General features: G+C 49.6%; 21 protein-coding genes. 12 read left to right on the plus strand and 9 right to left on the minus strand.

Features of this window, described 5'->3' with window-relative positions:
* The first annotated feature begins 6 nt into the window (after positions 1 to 6).
* The 6 genes from LZG72_RS27805 to LZG72_RS27830 all read left to right on the plus strand — a co-directional run bounded on the left by LZG72_RS27805 (position 7) and on the right by LZG72_RS27830 (position 3,771).
* Positions 7 to 459 (plus strand): PleD family two-component system response regulator, encoded by a 453-nt coding sequence (locus LZG72_RS27805; RefSeq protein WP_233878426.1) that lies wholly within the window; start codon positions 7 to 9, stop codon positions 457 to 459.
* A 219-nt stretch (positions 460 to 678) separates the two neighbouring features.
* The gene (locus LZG72_RS27810; RefSeq protein ID WP_233878427.1) at positions 679 to 1,032 is read left to right on the plus strand and encodes a hypothetical protein; all 354 of its coding nucleotides are present in this window, start codon (positions 679 to 681) and stop codon (positions 1,030 to 1,032) included.
* A 136-nt stretch (positions 1,033 to 1,168) separates the two neighbouring features.
* Entirely contained in the window at positions 1,169 to 1,687 is a 519-nt protein-coding gene (locus LZG72_RS27815; RefSeq protein WP_233878428.1) for a DUF4142 domain-containing protein, read from the plus strand.
* 14 nt (positions 1,688 to 1,701) lie between these two features.
* On the plus strand, positions 1,702 to 2,706 hold the full coding sequence (locus tag LZG72_RS27820; protein ID WP_233878429.1) for an SDR family oxidoreductase: 1,005 nt from the start codon (positions 1,702 to 1,704) through the stop codon (positions 2,704 to 2,706).
* A gap of 159 nt (positions 2,707 to 2,865) precedes the next feature.
* The gene (locus LZG72_RS27825) at positions 2,866 to 3,102 is read left to right on the plus strand and encodes a hypothetical protein (RefSeq protein ID WP_233878430.1); all 237 of its coding nucleotides are present in this window, start codon (positions 2,866 to 2,868) and stop codon (positions 3,100 to 3,102) included.
* 174 nt (positions 3,103 to 3,276) lie between these two features.
* Positions 3,277 to 3,771, plus strand: a complete 495-nt coding sequence (locus LZG72_RS27830; protein WP_233878431.1) for a DUF892 family protein — start codon at positions 3,277 to 3,279, stop codon at positions 3,769 to 3,771.
* Between the two features lie 8 nt (positions 3,772 to 3,779).
* Here the strand turns inward: LZG72_RS27830 and LZG72_RS27835 are convergent, their stop codons facing one another.
* From LZG72_RS27835 to LZG72_RS27855, 5 genes are all read right to left on the minus strand, one after another.
* Complete coding sequence (locus tag LZG72_RS27835; RefSeq protein WP_233878432.1) at positions 3,780 to 4,694, minus strand: response regulator; 915 nt, start codon at positions 4,692 to 4,694, stop codon at positions 3,780 to 3,782.
* Positions 4,695 to 4,799: 105 nt separating this feature from the next.
* Complete coding sequence (locus LZG72_RS27840) at positions 4,800 to 5,351, minus strand: DUF4142 domain-containing protein (protein WP_233878433.1); 552 nt, start codon at positions 5,349 to 5,351, stop codon at positions 4,800 to 4,802.
* A gap of 113 nt (positions 5,352 to 5,464) precedes the next feature.
* Entirely contained in the window at positions 5,465 to 5,935 is a 471-nt protein-coding gene (locus LZG72_RS27845; RefSeq protein ID WP_233878434.1) for a hypothetical protein, read from the minus strand.
* Positions 5,936 to 6,119: 184 nt separating this feature from the next.
* Positions 6,120 to 6,878, minus strand: coding sequence for an OBAP family protein (locus LZG72_RS27850; RefSeq protein ID WP_233878435.1), 759 nt, complete (start codon positions 6,876 to 6,878; stop codon positions 6,120 to 6,122).
* Between the two features lie 16 nt (positions 6,879 to 6,894).
* Entirely contained in the window at positions 6,895 to 7,125 is a 231-nt protein-coding gene (locus LZG72_RS27855) for a hypothetical protein (RefSeq protein WP_233878436.1), read from the minus strand.
* Positions 7,126 to 7,306: 181 nt separating this feature from the next.
* Here LZG72_RS27855 and LZG72_RS27860 point away from each other — a divergent pair, with 181 nt between their 5' ends.
* The 4 genes from LZG72_RS27860 to LZG72_RS27875 all read left to right on the plus strand — a co-directional run bounded on the left by LZG72_RS27860 (position 7,307) and on the right by LZG72_RS27875 (position 10,144).
* Positions 7,307 to 7,570 (plus strand): SemiSWEET family sugar transporter, encoded by a 264-nt coding sequence (locus tag LZG72_RS27860; RefSeq protein ID WP_233878437.1) that lies wholly within the window; start codon positions 7,307 to 7,309, stop codon positions 7,568 to 7,570.
* A 157-nt stretch (positions 7,571 to 7,727) separates the two neighbouring features.
* Positions 7,728 to 8,114, plus strand: a complete 387-nt coding sequence (locus LZG72_RS27865; RefSeq protein ID WP_233878438.1) for an SPW repeat protein — start codon at positions 7,728 to 7,730, stop codon at positions 8,112 to 8,114.
* A gap of 34 nt (positions 8,115 to 8,148) precedes the next feature.
* Entirely contained in the window at positions 8,149 to 9,597 is a 1,449-nt protein-coding gene (locus tag LZG72_RS27870; protein WP_233878439.1) for a hypothetical protein, read from the plus strand.
* Positions 9,598 to 9,721: 124 nt separating this feature from the next.
* A complete protein-coding gene (locus tag LZG72_RS27875; RefSeq protein ID WP_233878440.1) occupies positions 9,722 to 10,144 on the plus strand; it encodes a response regulator in 423 nt (140 codons plus the stop codon).
* A 34-nt stretch (positions 10,145 to 10,178) separates the two neighbouring features.
* Here the strand turns inward: LZG72_RS27875 and LZG72_RS27880 are convergent, their stop codons facing one another.
* Both LZG72_RS27880 and LZG72_RS27885 read right to left on the minus strand, forming a co-directional pair.
* Positions 10,179 to 10,580: a response regulator gene (locus tag LZG72_RS27880; protein WP_233878441.1), complete on the minus strand. Its 402-nt coding sequence runs from the start codon at positions 10,578 to 10,580 to the stop codon at positions 10,179 to 10,181.
* Positions 10,577 to 13,723 carry a PAS domain S-box protein gene (locus LZG72_RS27885; RefSeq protein WP_233878442.1) on the minus strand — a complete coding sequence of 1,049 codons (3,147 nt, stop codon included), beginning with the start codon at positions 13,721 to 13,723 and terminating at the stop codon, positions 10,577 to 10,579. Before LZG72_RS27885 ends, LZG72_RS27880 begins: the two co-directional genes overlap by 4 nt.
* A gap of 283 nt (positions 13,724 to 14,006) precedes the next feature.
* Between LZG72_RS27885 and LZG72_RS27890 the strand changes: the two genes are divergently transcribed.
* Both LZG72_RS27890 and LZG72_RS27895 read left to right on the plus strand, forming a co-directional pair.
* Positions 14,007 to 14,369, plus strand: a complete 363-nt coding sequence (locus tag LZG72_RS27890; RefSeq protein ID WP_233878443.1) for a two-component system response regulator — start codon at positions 14,007 to 14,009, stop codon at positions 14,367 to 14,369.
* Between the two features lie 10 nt (positions 14,370 to 14,379).
* The gene (locus LZG72_RS27895; RefSeq protein ID WP_233878444.1) at positions 14,380 to 14,901 is read left to right on the plus strand and encodes a DUF892 family protein; all 522 of its coding nucleotides are present in this window, start codon (positions 14,380 to 14,382) and stop codon (positions 14,899 to 14,901) included.
* A 111-nt stretch (positions 14,902 to 15,012) separates the two neighbouring features.
* On the opposite strand, the gene LZG72_RS27900 is transcribed toward LZG72_RS27895, so the two are convergent.
* Positions 15,013 to 15,459: a hypothetical protein gene (locus tag LZG72_RS27900; RefSeq protein WP_233878445.1), complete on the minus strand. Its 447-nt coding sequence runs from the start codon at positions 15,457 to 15,459 to the stop codon at positions 15,013 to 15,015.
* A 2-nt stretch (positions 15,460 to 15,461) separates the two neighbouring features.
* A partial coding sequence (locus LZG72_RS27905) for a fibronectin type III domain-containing protein (RefSeq protein ID WP_233878446.1) occupies positions 15,462 to 16,379 on the minus strand: 918 nt, incomplete at its 5' end.

A 16,379-nucleotide genomic window follows, 5' to 3' on the forward strand; every position in this document is an offset into this window, starting at 1 on the left:
GACTGAATGAGCGAATCCCCATATATGCAAAACCGGCACCTGATTTACCTGGTAGACGATGATGCTGACTATCGATTTTTAGTCCAGCAGGTATTTAAAATGTTCTTACCGCAGCATCAGGTGCGGTTTTTCGCCGATGGTTCTGAACTCGCCGACGCAATGGACTTGATTGCGGATGAAAATCCGGTTAAGCCCCGTGTAATCATTCTGGACATTGATATGCCGGGGCTAAATGGGTTTCAGACACTTTCGAAACTGAGACTTCATAACTATTGGCAAAACGTACCTGTGCTCATGATGACCAACCGCGATCAGGCCGAGTTCCGGCAGGAAAGCCTTCGTCTGGGAGCGGATGGGTTTTCGCTCAAACCTGTCGACCTGCATCAAATTAAAGCAGTCATGACTGACATATACGCACACGAAGGCGACTTCACCACATTCCCCGGACTGTCCAAGTAATGGATCGGTAAATCCCGGACTTCGCATCACCATTTCCTACATTATCCTCCCCTCCCGGGAAGGATTGAGATCGTTGCATGGCGATCGGCCTCATTCTGTTCGGCAGACTGTAGAACTGATGTCTGTACGAATCCGCTTCCCGGGCGATCCTACTCGTTTGCTGGCACAATTTTTATTATCACCGCCAACCCACGCATTAACGAAACTTTAAGACTACGCATGAAAAAATTGATCTCCACGGCGATGGTCCTGATGGCCATTCCCACATCCGCCGCATTTTCACAAATCGTTTCTACTCATCCAGGTCAAAGTGAAATAGCCTTGCAAAACCACGTCTCAACCACGGATACCACTACCCTGCTCAAACGGGCAGGAGGCATGGGAGAACAATGGTACGATAACCCGGAAATTACAAATAATACAGTCCCGGCCACCACCCGAAAATGGACGTACGACAGGCCGGCGCCAGCGCCCAAATCTATGGAACAACTATCGGGCAGCAGACTTGATATCGGCCGTGCCAGGCGCGAAAACATGGAGACTATGAAATTCGGCTCGGTCCCGAGGAAATAGCGCATGGTCTCCTCCACTGGCATAATTTTTATAAACCCCTGCCGACTTAACAATCATTCTTTCGTACCGGGGTTCTCAATCTCCTTCATTTTTTATCAAATCAAAAACCAAGTTCAATTAAACCAATCAAACAATTATGAAAAAGCTGTTACTACCATTCGGTTTCGCATGCATTCTTTTTACTGCCTCATCCTGTACTGACCACGAAGTGGACGGTATGCTGTCACGCACCGACCGCGATTTTATGATCAAGGCGGCAGATAGCAATCTCTTCGAGATCAAGGCTGGCGAAATGGCTACCGGCAAAGCGGTTGTGGACTCCGTCCGCCATTATGGCGAGCACATGGTTACCGATCATAGCAAGGCAACCGCCGAGATGATGGCACTCGCTCACAAAAAAATGCTCGATCTGCCCGAGATGCTTTCCATGGACAAACAGAAAAAGCTGGACAGTCTGGCTATGATGAATGGTATGGCATTTGATTCGCTATATATGACGATGATGGTGAAATCACACATTGAAACCATTGATCTTTTTCAAACAGAAACAACACTGGGCGATGATCCCGAAGTGAAATCTTTCGCAGCCGGAAAACTTCCGACACTGCACCACCATTTGGAAGAAGCCATTGAGCTGAAAGAATGGCTTTGGTAGATAACCGCATTCCTATGTTTAGAAACCTCATGATTTGGGTAGCAGCCTGTTCGCTGCTGGCCGGATGTGCCACCAAGCAGCTTAGCCGCTCGGACCGTCGAAAGATCGAAGGAAAAACCTTCGTGATCACCGGCGCTTCGAGTGGATTCGGTCGCGGTGTCGCGACGCGGCTCGGCGGGTACCACGCCAATGTGGTACTCGCCGCCCGCCGGGGTGACGTCCTGGATTCCGTCGCCGACGACGTCCGGAAGGCAGGAGGAAAAGCACTCGTGGTCGTTACAGATGTTAGTAAACAGGAAGACATTCAGCGGCTGGCCGATGCGGCGGTGGGTGCATTTCAGCTTGTCGATGTCTGGATCAATAATGCAGGGGTCGGCGCCATCGGGCGTTTTGAAGACGTACCTGCCGACGATTATTCCAGGCTCATTGACATCAACTTAAAAGGTGTTGTTTATGGAAGCCAGGCCGCATTGAAACTGTTTAAATCGCAGGGACATGGCAAGCTGATCAACACCGGTTCGGTAGAAAGCGAGGTTCCGCTGGCCTACCACGCAACCTACGGCTCCACAAAAGCAGCTGTGAGAGCGCTGGGTAATGTGCTCCACCAGGAACTCCGGCTGAGCGGTCAGCTGAAACATACCAAAGTGGTAACTATAATGCCCTGGGCGGTAGATACTCCTTTTTGGGGACATGCCGCCAATTACAGCGGTGGCACAGCCCGAATGGCAGCTATGGACGGACCCGAGAAAGTGGTAAATGCGATCATCTTTTCATCGCTTCACCGTAAAAGGGAACTGCCGGTTGGCTGGAAAGCCCGTGCTTCCTATATATCACACAGGCTGCTGCCCCATTTTACCGACCGCGTCTCTGCGAATATTGCTCACCGCTATCAGATCCGGACAGCGCCGCCGGCACCACCTACATCCGGCGCAGTGTTCACGCCCATGCCTACCGGCCAAGGCGTCGACGACGGCGTGCGGGAACGGATGAAAGCAGAAAACAAGCAACGAAAAGATTAGCAGATACGAGGGCCATCACGCAACGTATATAGCAAAGCGTTGACGTGGAAAACTGTCTTTTCTCATTAAATTCCAGTGTCCCATTTAGTTTGGCTTCGCTTGTGGAATGCTTTTTATAATACGCAGCACTTTATTTTATTAACCATTAAATTAAGAGTTATGGAAACGACAAATGAAACATTCAAAGAAGGGCCGGTGGCCACAACGATTGAAGAGCAAACTGCCAAGCTACCCTCCGACCTGTTTTTGTGGACATCGCTCGCATCAATGGGCGTATCACTGGCTTTCAAACTGATGGGCCGTAAACATACCGCTCTTTTTATTGGTCAATGGGCTTCTCCTTTTCTGCTCCTCGGGATCTACAACAAGATCGTTAAAACGCAGGGGCACGACTAATGTCTCCCGACATGTTTGGCTGGCAACTAATTTCCCGCTGAACGCAGTACCGGTTTCTTAAGGCATGTCTCATCAGGCTTTATGAAACCGGTTTTCAAGCCTGAATGCTTCCCCGGCATTTTAAGAATGAGAACCGGAAGGTCGCAACGATCTCGCATTAACCTCAGAAACACCATGGAATTTTCACCTTTGCCCGGCCACGCTCATTTTTATCCGCAGCTTAATCATGCAATCCGTGCTGAACAGCAAATCAGCAGGATCATTCCCCACCTGGTCCAGGCCGTTTGGTCCGGGCAGCTTTCAAGAACCCTCCAGCAAGCATTGTCGATGTCGGAGCAACATCAGCTGAGACTAGCCGAATTTTGCATTATGCCAGGAGAAACGGAAAACGCTCCCGCAGATCTTGAAAGCAGGATTATGCACAGTTTACACAGCCAGCAACGTGGGAGCATCAAAGATCTCTCCCTAACCCTGCTCTTTGCCAAAGCCGTCCAGCATAAAATAAGTTGTTACGAAGGCGTATTAGACCTGGACGATCAGGGAAGTTTGACAGACCTTAAAAATGTGGTTGGGGAAGCTTTATCGGATGATTTGGCCACCGATCTGTTTTTACAGGAACAGGCTGAGCGGTTTGTCGCGCGGGAATATGCGCACGGAGCTACGGCGTAATAGGCTTGTCACCTACCAACCCTCTTTTCAGGAATTTTGCCCTGCGCTGACCTCGTAAACCGAGGTGGCTTAACCGCCTTCGACCAGAACTGGATCAGGTTTTCGAAATAGAATCGCCAGCCGGTCACGTCCAGAGGCTTCACCAGGTAAGCGTTCGCCTGGCCGCGGTAACAATCGTCTACATCCCTGCTGCTATCGGAATACGTAAAAATGACGATCGGGATATTTTGAAGATGATGGTCGTGCATGGATTTCCGGAGATTGGCCAGCAGCTGCAATCCATCCTCGCGTTTGGGCAGGTACAGGTCCACCAGGATCATGTCCACGGCTGGAACAAAGCCCGGCAGTTCATCCTTTGCAAAAAGGGTCGCCCTTTCCTTTGTATTAAGCCGCACAAGCTGATACTTCATGGAACTGTTACGAATGGCGGTTTGCAAAAGAAACCAGTGATCGTCACTGTCTTCGACGACGATAATCGTTTTGCTGTCATCAAAATCCGATACCGGCGCAGTAGCCTGCCACCGGTAGTTGTTCAGGAAGCATAATGCAACTCCCCGCGCAAGCTGATCATATTCCTCGTACGAGACCGGCTTCACAATGAATGCATTCACACCAAGACTATAAGCCTGGGTGATCAGCGCCGAGTTGGTGGTGGTGGAGATCATAATGACCGGTATGTGCTCATATCTCGGGTCGCCTTTGAGTTTAGCAAGCATTTCCAGGCCATTAATCCTGGGCATATTCATGTCCATCAGGATCAGTTTCGGACCCATGGGTGCCCGGTCTAAAAAAGGAAAGAGATCGTCGGAGCGCTCTACGTCGACGAGCCTGATCGGGTTTACCGTCTTCACAAGTGCTTCCCGTACAAGCATACGGTCGTCTTCGTCGTCGTCTACCAGGAAAATTGTTTTATAAGAAGGCATTTCATGAAAGTTTATGGTTGGTCGTATTTCTATTCGATCCATAAAAGTGCCCCCAAGAAGTCACTGACTTCTGGGGGCATTTCATCATTCACTCAGTTGTGATTCTTAAAGCGCATCCCACATCATTTCTGCCATTTCCAGGTGGTGCTGAAGAGTTGGCAGCTTGCTGGAAGCCCATGTTTTCAACTCATTGTCGTCGCCCCCGGTAGACTCTGACTGAAACAGGCTGATCGTTTCCTGATGCGATGCCACCATCATTTTTGTATACATCGTATTGAATGCAGCGCCACTCACCGCAGAAAGACTGTCGATCTTCTGTTGTTTTGCAGCAGTCAATGTCGTTGGCATGGTAGCCTGCCTTTCACTCGCAAGTGCCATCAGTTCTTCATTGGCCTTCGTGTGATCGGTTATCATCATCTGCCCGAACGATTTCACGCTCATGGAATCCGAATGGATCATATGATTCATGGAATCACCTTTCGCGACGGCCAGCTGACCGGCTTTCACCTCAAACATTCCGCCATCGGCAGCATTCATAATAAAAGTCCTGTCCTTATCGGAAATCGTATTGGACATATCGTCTTCATCGTCATCCTTACATGCGGCTGCTACGAACATCATCGCGGCCAGCCAGATCATTGAATTTAACTTTTTCATAATTTTTACTTGGTTGAATTTTAGTTTGTTTGATTGGGTGCCGACATTAATAAAAATCATGCCTGCACCGTCCGACCGCCTTGCATCTGACCGGCATATGCCGGAACTGCGACTTAGGCTACCGAAGCCTGTACCTGCGGCTCTTGTTTGGAAAGCCGCTGGTTGTAATCGGCGAGATTTCTGGCGAGCTCTGTCAGTTTTTCCAGGTGCCCGCTGCAAATCACCGCCGCGGCACTTTCCGGGTCGAGGTGCGACAGCAGGGTCTCGTAGGACTCACACAGATCTTCCTGTCCTGCAAGAAGCCCGGAGATAAATGCATTTCGATCCTGCTCATCGGGGTAGAGATCTTCTGTGCTGCGAACAATGCTCGCCAGTTCGCCATCGTTCAGTGTGCACTTCACTTCTTCGTAAATGCGCCCGATGTCTTTTTTGAAAAGCGCATAAACCATAAAGCCTTTTCCCAGCAGACATCGGCACCGGTAAGACATGTCCAGGCGCATGGCGGCGTGGAACAAAGGCTCCTGCCTATTGTAGATCCGCCATATCCGGGACACCGATTTCACTATTTCACGCGTACTATCCATTAGTTGTTAGGTATTTTGTAGTCATTCCGGTCCGTTACAGGCACGGACCGGAATCAATCATAATTCATTTCACTTGAATGCCTTATTCGCTTTTCCGCTTGAAATAAAGCACCAGGATGACGACGAGCGCCAAAATCAGTACTATTATGGGTACGAACATGTTTTTTTGATTTGGTTAACTATTTTAACGGTGCTTGTACATGGCCGAATCCGGCTTATCCGAAACCACCAGTTGCCTCACCTGCCCTTTTTCCCAGGCATTGGCATTTGCGTCGGGCTTGGGCACGGGAATATCCCGACGGTTTTCCTTGTTCTTCTGGGTGGAAATGCCAAATCTTTTATCCCTGGCGGCCAGCAAGTCCGGATGCAGCTGACCTTCTTTGGTAAACCCCATCATGATCATCGGCGCGCCGACGGGCAACGTACGTTCCTGGTCCGTGTGCCAGGTGTGGATGGTTTTGCCGTATGTGGAGATCAGCTTTTCCATCAGCTCGTGTTCGGCTGGCTTGGGAATGCCGGGAGCAATCAGCGAGCCGGAGCTCACTTCGAAACCGTGACTATGCCAAAGCCGTTTTTCTTCTTGGGTCAGCGTTTCGAACATCGGCGCAGTAATGATATACTCGATCCCCATGATCTTGGCATCCTTGTCATTTCCATCGAAAATGATGGCCTGATATACATCCTCATTGAGCTGGCTCACATAATGATGCGCCTCCATTTGCGCATTCAGGTTGCCATTGTAAAAATGAAACCCATCCAGATACGTACTGAACTGTTTCAGAGGTACTTCCGATTGCATTACCTCCGCACCGGCAGTCAGTAATTTATCTTTCGCCGTTTTCTCATCGCCGGGAGCTTCCACGTTCGACGAGGTGTTACGGCCGCCACACGCGAAGGAAATGAACATCAGTAACGGTAAATAAAAAGCGTTGCCTTTTTTCATGTTGCGGAGCGGTTAACTAGCGTCTAGGCTCATCCGAGTTAGTCGTGTCACGTCCCGGGTTGGTCAGTTTCTGCTCATCGCTCTGCTCAATATCCTTTCGGGTATCGAATGAACTCGTGTCTTTCCCCACCACACTCGAGTCGATTGGTGTGCCCTGATCCGACTCACTCTGGTTACTTTCGTTTTTAGAGCAACCCAGCAGCAGCATGGCTGCAATACAAAGGGTTGCGAAGATTCCTGTTTTCATATTCAGCTATTTTTAAATGGAACATGTCGGCCTTTCCGGCCAGACTTGCGCGCTCTTATTAAAGTTGTTCCAGCACCGCCGGCACGCTGGCATAAAAATTATTGGCGATCGCTCCCGCTATCAGCGACGCTCGTGCCTACGGAAGGTTCCGGGTCGCTACAACATTTAAATAAATAAACGAATGGACTTTATTGAAGGGCTCGGCCTGGTGGCCGGGATATGCACATCGTCGGCAGTGATACCACAGCTGGTAACAACGGTCAAGAAGAAAAAGGCCAGCGAGGTTTCAATGGCGATGTTTATTGTACTGCTTACCGGCAATGCATTGTGGGTTTATTATGGTATTGATAAAAAAGATGTCCCGATCATCGCGACAAATATTTTTACGATCTGTCTGAATGTGGCTATGCTTTTTTTGAAATACAAATACAAAGACAATGACTAATGTGACGGATTACCGGCTTAAACCTGCCCGCAATCTTAAAACTCCGCGCGCCCGGGCAACTGAAAGTGACCGTCAGGTGCGAAATTATTTCTGGCACAATTTTTAGTAAGTCGGATTTTTTTTAAAAAATCATCAACAACCATTAAAGTTTTATCTCATGAAAATTATCAGCACCAAATTACACAGCAGGCTGGACTACATGACCGGCATCTTGTTCATCGCGATGCCGTGGATCGCTGGCTTTAACGAAGTGGCATCTGCAACATGGACTCTCGTTGCCATCGGGGCGATGACCATCCTGATGTCTCTTTTTACAGACTACGAAGGAGGAATGGTCCGGAGTATCCCCATGGCGGCGCACCTCAATGTGGACATTGTTACCGGTTTGTTCCTCGCGGCATCCCCGTGGATACTGGGTTTTGCAGATCAGGTATACCTGCCCCATCTGCTGCTTGGACTCTTCGAAGTTGCGGCTGGACTGATGACATCCCGCGTTTCGCAAACTACCGGAGAAAATGCATTTCAGCGCAGCCACCAGCCTTAATTAAAGTAGTTAGTACAAAAATCCGTTTTGAATTATGGGAAAAGATCAGTCGGGCGGGTTTCATCCGCCCAAAGGAAAACCTTCGGCTATCAATAAAGTAGAAGGATTAGGGATTTCCAATGCGCCACCCGAGAAGTTGGAAGAGTTTCTGGATTTAGACAACGAATATGTTGAAGACGACCTAACCATTGACCCGTCAATACCGATCCGACACCCGAACAGAAATACTTCAAAAGGCGACGATTCTTTTAAAGGAAAGGAAAACAAGCCGGCAAGTGACAAAACGACGGTACTCGCTGTGGACGAGCAGGCTGAAACAGAACCGGAAGAGTTACCCCAGGTCCTCAGTAAAGAACTGTTCATCGAGCTGGCCGACTACCGGGCTTCGTGCTGCATTACTGTATACATTCCTACCCACAAATCGGGTGTGGCGGTGAATGAGAAAAAGGATGTGATCGTCTTCAAAAACACTTTACAGGATCTTTCCAAAAGACTGGCAGACAAAGAAATACCCACGGCGGTGATCGAGCAAATGCTTTCTCCGGGTTACGAACTGCTGAAAAACGACGCTTTTTGGGCGAGTATGGATAATGGACTCGCCGTTTTCATTTCGGAAGGGTATTTCAAGTATAGCAAAATGCCGGTTGCGCCGGAAAATGAGGTGATGTGCGAGAAGACATTTTACGTCTCTCCATTGATCCCGATCATGGCTTGCAAGGAATATTTTTATCTGCTCGTGATCAGCAAGCAAAAATGCAAGCTGTTCAAAGCGGATGCATTTGGAATGGAATACATCGACGTGCCCGACCTGCCGGACGAAATGATGGAAGTCAAACGCATTTCCGAAAAAGATGCGAGCACGGTGCGTGTAGCAAACAGCTCCGGAGGCGGCGCCAACTTCCACGGAATGGGCGGCGGAAACCCGGACGAAAAAGCCAACATTGCCACCTACTTCGAGCATGTGGACGATATTTTGTTCAAACAAATCCTGCACACCGAGAATGTGCCGCTGCTTCTGGCGGGTGTCGAATATCTGATCCCTATTTATAAATCAGTGTGCGATTATTACAATGTATGCAGCGAATCCATTACGGGAAGTCACGAGCACGACGACAAAAATGAGTTGTACAAAGTGGCGAAAGAAGTAATGACGTCTTATTTCAGGCAACCGCTGGAAAAAGCGCTGACGATCTATGCCAATCAATCCGCTACCGAGCTTACTTCTTCCATTCCGGCGGATGTGATACCAGCGGCGTACTACGGCCGGGTTTCACACATTTTTGTCAGAAAAGCGGAGCATATTTATGGCATTTTCGATGAAACGACCAGTGAGTTGAATCTGGACAATACTGAAAACGAAAATGCCGAAGATTTGCTGGACGAAGCGCTGATCAAAACGATCCGAAATGGCGGTGAAGTGTTTGTGCTGGACCAGGACACCATGCCGGCAAATTCTCCGGTGGCTGCGATATTCCGTTATTGATCTGCAAAAACTCTGTTTGTTAAACTCAAAAGAATTCCCGTTCTTTCCACGACCAGATGCTCCATATGGGGCATCTGGCTCCGTGCTGAACGAAAATCGTACGGTTCAACAATCTTACCTGATAATGGATAAAAGCGGCACAATCATCATCATAGAAGATGATCCCGATGACCAGTTTGTACTGGAAGAGGTTTTTAATGAACTGGGATATACAAATAAGCGGATGTACTTCGCGGATGGGTTGACAGCGCTGGATTACCTTTATACAACCCCCGACCGACCCTTCATCATCATTTCGGACATTAATCTTCCTATACTGAATGGGCTCGAACTCAGACAGAAAGTTCAAAATGACGCGGAACTCAGTCTTAAATGCATTCCATACGTATATTTTACCACGGCTATCAACCAGCGTGCCGTCATTGATGCTTACAGTACTTCTGCGCAGGGTTTCTTCGTAAAGCCAAGTGAATTTGAAGAAATTAAGGACACGATCCATGTCATGATGGAATACTGGAAAAGATGCGCGGCTCCCAACAATTTCTGACACTTACTTTTTTCTGTTCTTGATTCTCTTACAATTAATTCTGGGGCGTATCCGGCAGCATCGTACCCAGCAGGTCTATCAGTTCTGCGAAATCCACGGGCTTGACCAAATGTGCATCAAAACCGGCGTCAGCCGTCCTGCGCCTGTCTTCCTCCTGCCCATAACCTGAAAGTGCGATCAATGGAATCGATAACCCCTGGTTCGTACGGAGCAATGCGGCAGTCTGGTATCCATCCTGGTCCGGCATCGCCAGGTCAAGTATAACCAGGTCTGGCCGGATGTCTTCGATTACCTCCAATGCCTCTCTGCCTCCGTAGCAAGTATGGGCCCGGTAACCTTTCAGTTTCAAAAACATGCCCAATGTGGCAGCTGCATCCCGGTTATCATCAACAACCAGGATCATTTTTCTGTCCGTTTTTTCTAAGGTTGAACTCATTTAATTATTGTTTTTTGTAGAGGTAAATGAATAATGAATTCGCTGCCCAGGCCTGGTCCGGGGCTTCGGGCTTCCACCCGGCCGCCGTGTTTTTTCACAAATTCTCTGACAAGCGTCAGGCCGAGCCCCAATCCGCCCTGTGAGCGCGTTCGGGATGTGTCTACCTGGGCAAAAAGCCCGAAAATGCGGTCGAGTTGATCCGCAGGTATGCCGATACCTTCATCCCGCACCCGTAATACGGCTTCATTTCCTTCGCGGGTGAGGTCGAGCCAGATACGGCCGTCTTCATTCGAAAATTTGGTGGCGTTTGTGAGAAGGTTGCGCACTACCTGCGTCAGGCGCGTCGCGTCTCCGTGCAGGTACAAAGGCTCGCCGGGCAGCGTGGCCGTAAGTTGACGTTGCGCGTTATCGATCAGCGGCCGTGTCGCCTGAAGGCTTTCTTCCACGAGCCGGGTGAGGTCCAGGCGTTCCAGTTTCAGCACAATTTTACCCTGATTGATCCGGCTCACATCCAGAAGATCGTCCACCAGCCTCACCAGCTGCGCCATTTCGCGTCTCATCATCGACAAGGCCGTTTCAAGCGGGAGGATTTCCTGCTGGCCGCCGGTCAATTCCAGCAACATGAGTGTATTGGACAGAGTTGCCATGGGATTGCGCAGCTCATGGGCCAATAACGCCAGGAACTCATCCTTACGCCGATCCGCCTCCAGTAGTGCTTCCTCGGTCTTTTTACGGTAAGTAATATCCAGCACAAACTCGACATATTCCGTCTGGCTGAGCTGGGTACCTGCAAACAATCCCCACCAGCGCGAGCCGTCGGGACGCCGGAGCTGCTTTTCAAAAGGAGTACTGCGGCCGATCGTTCTGAGTTCGTGTAATGCTTGCTGTGTGCGCGGCATCCACTCCGGCAATGTCATTTCGCTGATGTTCAGCTGCCGGCTCTCGACCTCCGCTCTTGAATATCCTCCAATGGTCAGAAATGCATTGTTGGCCGAGGTGAAGTTGCCGGCGTCATCAAAAAACAGTACACCGACCGTCGGGATACGCAATGCTTTCTGGAGGCGTTCCTGCGATTTCCGTAATGCGTCTTCGGCTTCTTTTTGGGCCGTCAGGTTTCGCATTACTTTCAACACGCCGATCACATCGCCCGCTTCGTTCATGAGGGCAGTAGTGACCCCGGAGCCATAGAAACGGGAACCGTCTTTGCGCAGATGCCAGCGTTCGTTCTCAGCCCGGCCGGTTTCAAGTGCCTGCTCGACTTCCCGCTCCGGCCCCCCTTTCGCACGGTCTTCCGGCACGAAGAAAATGTCCCCCGACTTCCCAATGATCTCCGCTTCCGTGTAGCCCATCATATTCTCGGCACCTGTATTCCAACTACTTACAGTCCGGTCGGTATTCAGCGTCAGGATCGCATAATCCCTGGCGCTTTCCAGGATAGCGCGCTGGCGCTGCTCGCTGTGGCGCAAAGATTCTTCTGCCTGTTTCCGGTCGGTGATATCAAACATTACTCCGCTCATCTGGACCGGCGTCCCGTCCACTATCTCGGTAACACGCCCGTATCCGCTCATCCAGCGGACAGCTCCGTCGTTCTGCCGCACAATCCGGAAGTCGGCGTCATACAAGCCTTGCTCAGCAATGGCGCTGCTCAGTTCGGCCACGATCCACGCGCGATCGTCCGGGTGAACCCTGTCGAGAAATGTCGCAGACGACTGAGCTTTATTTTCGACTTCCATTCCAAGCATCCGGAAATGCTGTTCATTCCAAAGTTCATCGTCGGTATTCAGGTTCCATTCCCAGGTAGCCAGCTGAGTGGCATCGATCGCCAGACGGAGCCGTTTTTCCGAGTCGCTCAGGGCTTCCTCAGCCCTGGCCCGTTCCACAGCCGCCCAGGTGTATTCTGCCACCTCTTCAACCAGTGAGATTTCGAGGGAAGTCCACTTTCTGGGCTGCGCCTGGTGTATCTTCACAGCGGCTACCCATTTCCCTTCTTTGTTGAGCGGAGTAATGATAAAGGCCCGGACACCAATCCCAAGAAATGCATCCCGCTCGGAAGAGGATAGTCGGGCATCCTCCATCACATTGCTTACAACCATCGTGTGTCCCGCCTTCCCGGCGTCGATCAGCCATTGTCCGAACTGAACTGTCGAGAAATTTCCGATAACTGCGACCGTGTCAGCAGACGCGACGTAGTTGCGGGCGATCAGATATTCCAGGCCATTACCTGCAATTTCAGAATACAATACACGGTCTGCACCCAGTCTCTGTCCCAGCAAACGGGCAGCTGCTTCCTGAATCGCAAGCGGATCGCCCAATGCTCTTAATTCATCGCTTAACTCCAGCAGAAACGCCTGCCGTTGTTCCGCATATTTACGTTTTGTAACATCACGGGCCGTTCCGAACCACTCCGTAATTTGTCCATGCTCGTCGAATAACGGGACTGCCCTCGAAAAGGCCCAGCCCACCGTGCCGTCTACCACATACACCTGGTGTTCAAGCTCAAAAAGAGTTTTTGTCGAACGAGCCTTGTCGATAGCAGACTTTACCTTGGCCCGGTCACCCGGAGGAATGTATTGTTCAAACCAGCTCCGGTTCGAGTGGACGGTGTCTTCCAAAAAATCGAAACCCTTAAGATTGACCATCAGGCTCCAATCCGCATTCATTTTATATACCGTATCCGAGTTGAGCGTGGTTAGCAGGCGAAATTGGGTTTCTGACTGCTGCAAACCTTGCTGCGCCAGTTTTTGCCCGGTAATATCCAAATTGACACAAAGCCATTTGATAATATCTCCATCGTCGTCACGCACGGGATTCGCCCTTAAATTGGTCCAGCACCAGCTCCTGTCCGGGCATCGCAGACGGAATTCGGTGTTAACATTTTGCCCTGTCCGGACGGCCACCCGCCAATGAATTAATGCACTGGAGCGGTCGTCGGGATGAACCGCTTCCGCCCAACCTTCCCCCCTGCTCTCGCCCGGTGTTTGCCCGGTGTACGCTTGCCAGCTGTCGGAGTCCTCCAATACCTGTCCGTTCGCGTCCGTTTCCCAGAGAGCCTGGGCGAAAGACCTGATCAACTGTCTGTATTCCTTAGCCGTCGACTTTTTCGATGGTAAGTCATCCGGCTTAAGTTCAGGCGTATTGATCATGAGGAATAATTTAAAGTGTATTTGTTCATCAAAGAGCTATGTTGTGCATATTTTTGTCGGGATGATGAAGACCCGATGGACGACATGGGGTTCGTTGACGTCCAATCTGTGAGAGACCTATAGAACTTACATAGTAAATGTCAGAACCTCAGGCAATAGGAAGCAATTGCTGTAATATTCATGCCACGCACTAAAGTGATAAGCCAAAGCGACTAATCCCGATGCTTTCCTTCCTGGCATAGCATTTGAGCCATTCGCAAACCAAAGCCCTACATCTATTTGCATGAGAAAAAAAATACTGATAATTGAAGACGATCCCGATATCCTGGAACTTCTCAGGATCGTTTTCCGTGATTCGGGATACGATGTGATCTTTTCTCCGGTGGAGCTTGACACGGGCTATATTCAGGTTCTGCACCCCGACCTGATCCTGCTGGATGTCCGACTTAAAGATTCATCCAGGTCGGGGGCTCAGATCTGCAGTGATTTAAAATCCAATCCGGATACTGAAATGACGCCTGTGATATTGTGTTCCGCCGAGTATGACCTGCCAGAAATCGCCAGCAGATGCCATGCAGATATGTATCTGGCCAAACCTTATAACATCGTAAGCCTGCTGTCTCAGGTAAACAAATATCTATCCTAACTAGCTGTGTATGCTGAAAGCTGACGATATCAATGTTGAGAGAAGTGATCTTGAAAGATTTTTTGTTCACCACCTGCACAAGATCTACGCAGCAAAAACAATGCTGGTGACCGAACTGCCGGAACTGATGAACAATGCTCATTTTTCGGATCTGCGTGAAGCCATTCACACGACCATTGAAGACGTAAAACAGCAGATTGAGCGGATGAAGCAGATTTACGAAATGCTACCTGTCGATTTCTCCGAGGTGCATTCAAATGGACTTAAAGGTCTAATCGACGATTCTTTCAATGATATTAAATTGCATAGTAAAAATCCCGAATTGAGGGACATGTCGATCCTGTTCTACCTTCACAATATTGAAAGCATCGAAATGGCTTCGTTCCAGATCCTTGAAATGGCTGCGGTTAAATTGAGAAACGATCAGATCAAACAACTGATCAAGCAGAACTACGAGCAAGCAAAAGCAGACCGGACGCTATTATTGCTGATCAGTGCCAAGTACATGGCGACTGTGAACAACCCACTTTGAGCTAACGGTATTGAAATACGTGAGACGACGGCCCATTCGAAGTGGGTATCCCATTTGGGGGTATCTGTTCCACTATATCCCCCAATATGATAGCCGCGTGCAGCCCGGGAATCATTCAGGTACCAGCACCAGCCGATTGATCGTCTGCCCGGTTTTCGGATTGGGCACTGTGTTTACAAGAATTAATGAGGACTGCGTCAGACTTTCTACTTTGTAAACAAATGTAATGGAGGCGGGTTGCGGAGAAAGCGCGCCGAGCGTCAGCAATTGGTCCGGGGAAGAATAAGTCCATATCCCCTCGAATCTCTCGCCGGTAAATTCCGTCAAAACGACTTTCCTTTCACCATTTTCATTTAAAAGCGCAATTCGATAACTGGCATAACCCGGAATGATGTTATTGGTAGCGCCTTCCCGGTAAACAAGGACATTGCCTTCTTTCACCTCGCTGGCTTTAAATGTGCCTGTGAACAATGCTTCATCGGCAGGCTCTACATTCCGTGTACGACAGGAAAATACCGAACCCAAAATGATTAACAGAAACAAATGCTGATATCTCATGGCTACTGGATCTTTACGATTTTATAAGAATTGAGTTTATTACCGACGCCAACTTTTAATATGTAGGCACCTGACGGAATCCCACGCGCATCAATGGAAATCTGCGAATCGAATGCTGCTTTTTGGATCACATTTCCTTTCATGTCCGAAAGATGCATGGTTGCCGGCCCGGATTGTTTCAGCTGTAAATGGAGGGTTTCGGTGAATGGGTTGGGATAAATTTCCGGACTGCCGTTTTGTGTTGGCTGGGTGCTGCTTACAACCGGCGCATCCACTTCCAGAATGTTGGAATAATCCGAAAACGTACCATTCCTAAATGCCCGCACCCGGTAATAGTAAGTAAAACCCGGACGTACAGGAGCATCTGCATATGTTTCTGTATTTGGGGACAGATCAGCCTTCAACACTATCCAGGTTGAATTATTCCGAGCGGATCTGGATACTTCATAACCTGTTTCGTTCGATGCATGATCATTCCATTCGAGCTGGATTTGGTTCACGACCATGCGGTCTGTTTTTTGACGAAGCTGCGTCGGGGCAAGTAGCGCTCCAGTTGTGGCTGGCGTAGTCGCGTCCGCAACGTTCGACCAATCCGAGGTTCCCGAGCTATTTTTCGCGCGGATCCGGAAGTAGTATTTCGTGCTGGCATTCAGGCCCGTAACTTCTTTGGTAGCCACATTACTGCCCAAACCTTCTGCATTACCCCAGCTTGATCCGTCCGTTGATCTTTCCAGATCAAAACCTTCTTCATTATTGGAAGCATCCGCCCAGGCCAGGTTAATCTGGCTGCTGCTGGTTGCCGTGGCTGATAAATTGGTTGGTTTGGCGGGCTTCGCAATGGGCGCGGCTGGCGTGGTCGCATCCGCGACATTCGACCAGTCCGAGGTTCCCGAGCTATTTTTCGCGCGGATCCGGAAGTA

The organism is Dyadobacter sp. CY323 (assembly GCF_021390245.1).
Taxonomy (GTDB): Bacteria; Bacteroidota; Bacteroidia; order Cytophagales; family Spirosomataceae; genus Dyadobacter.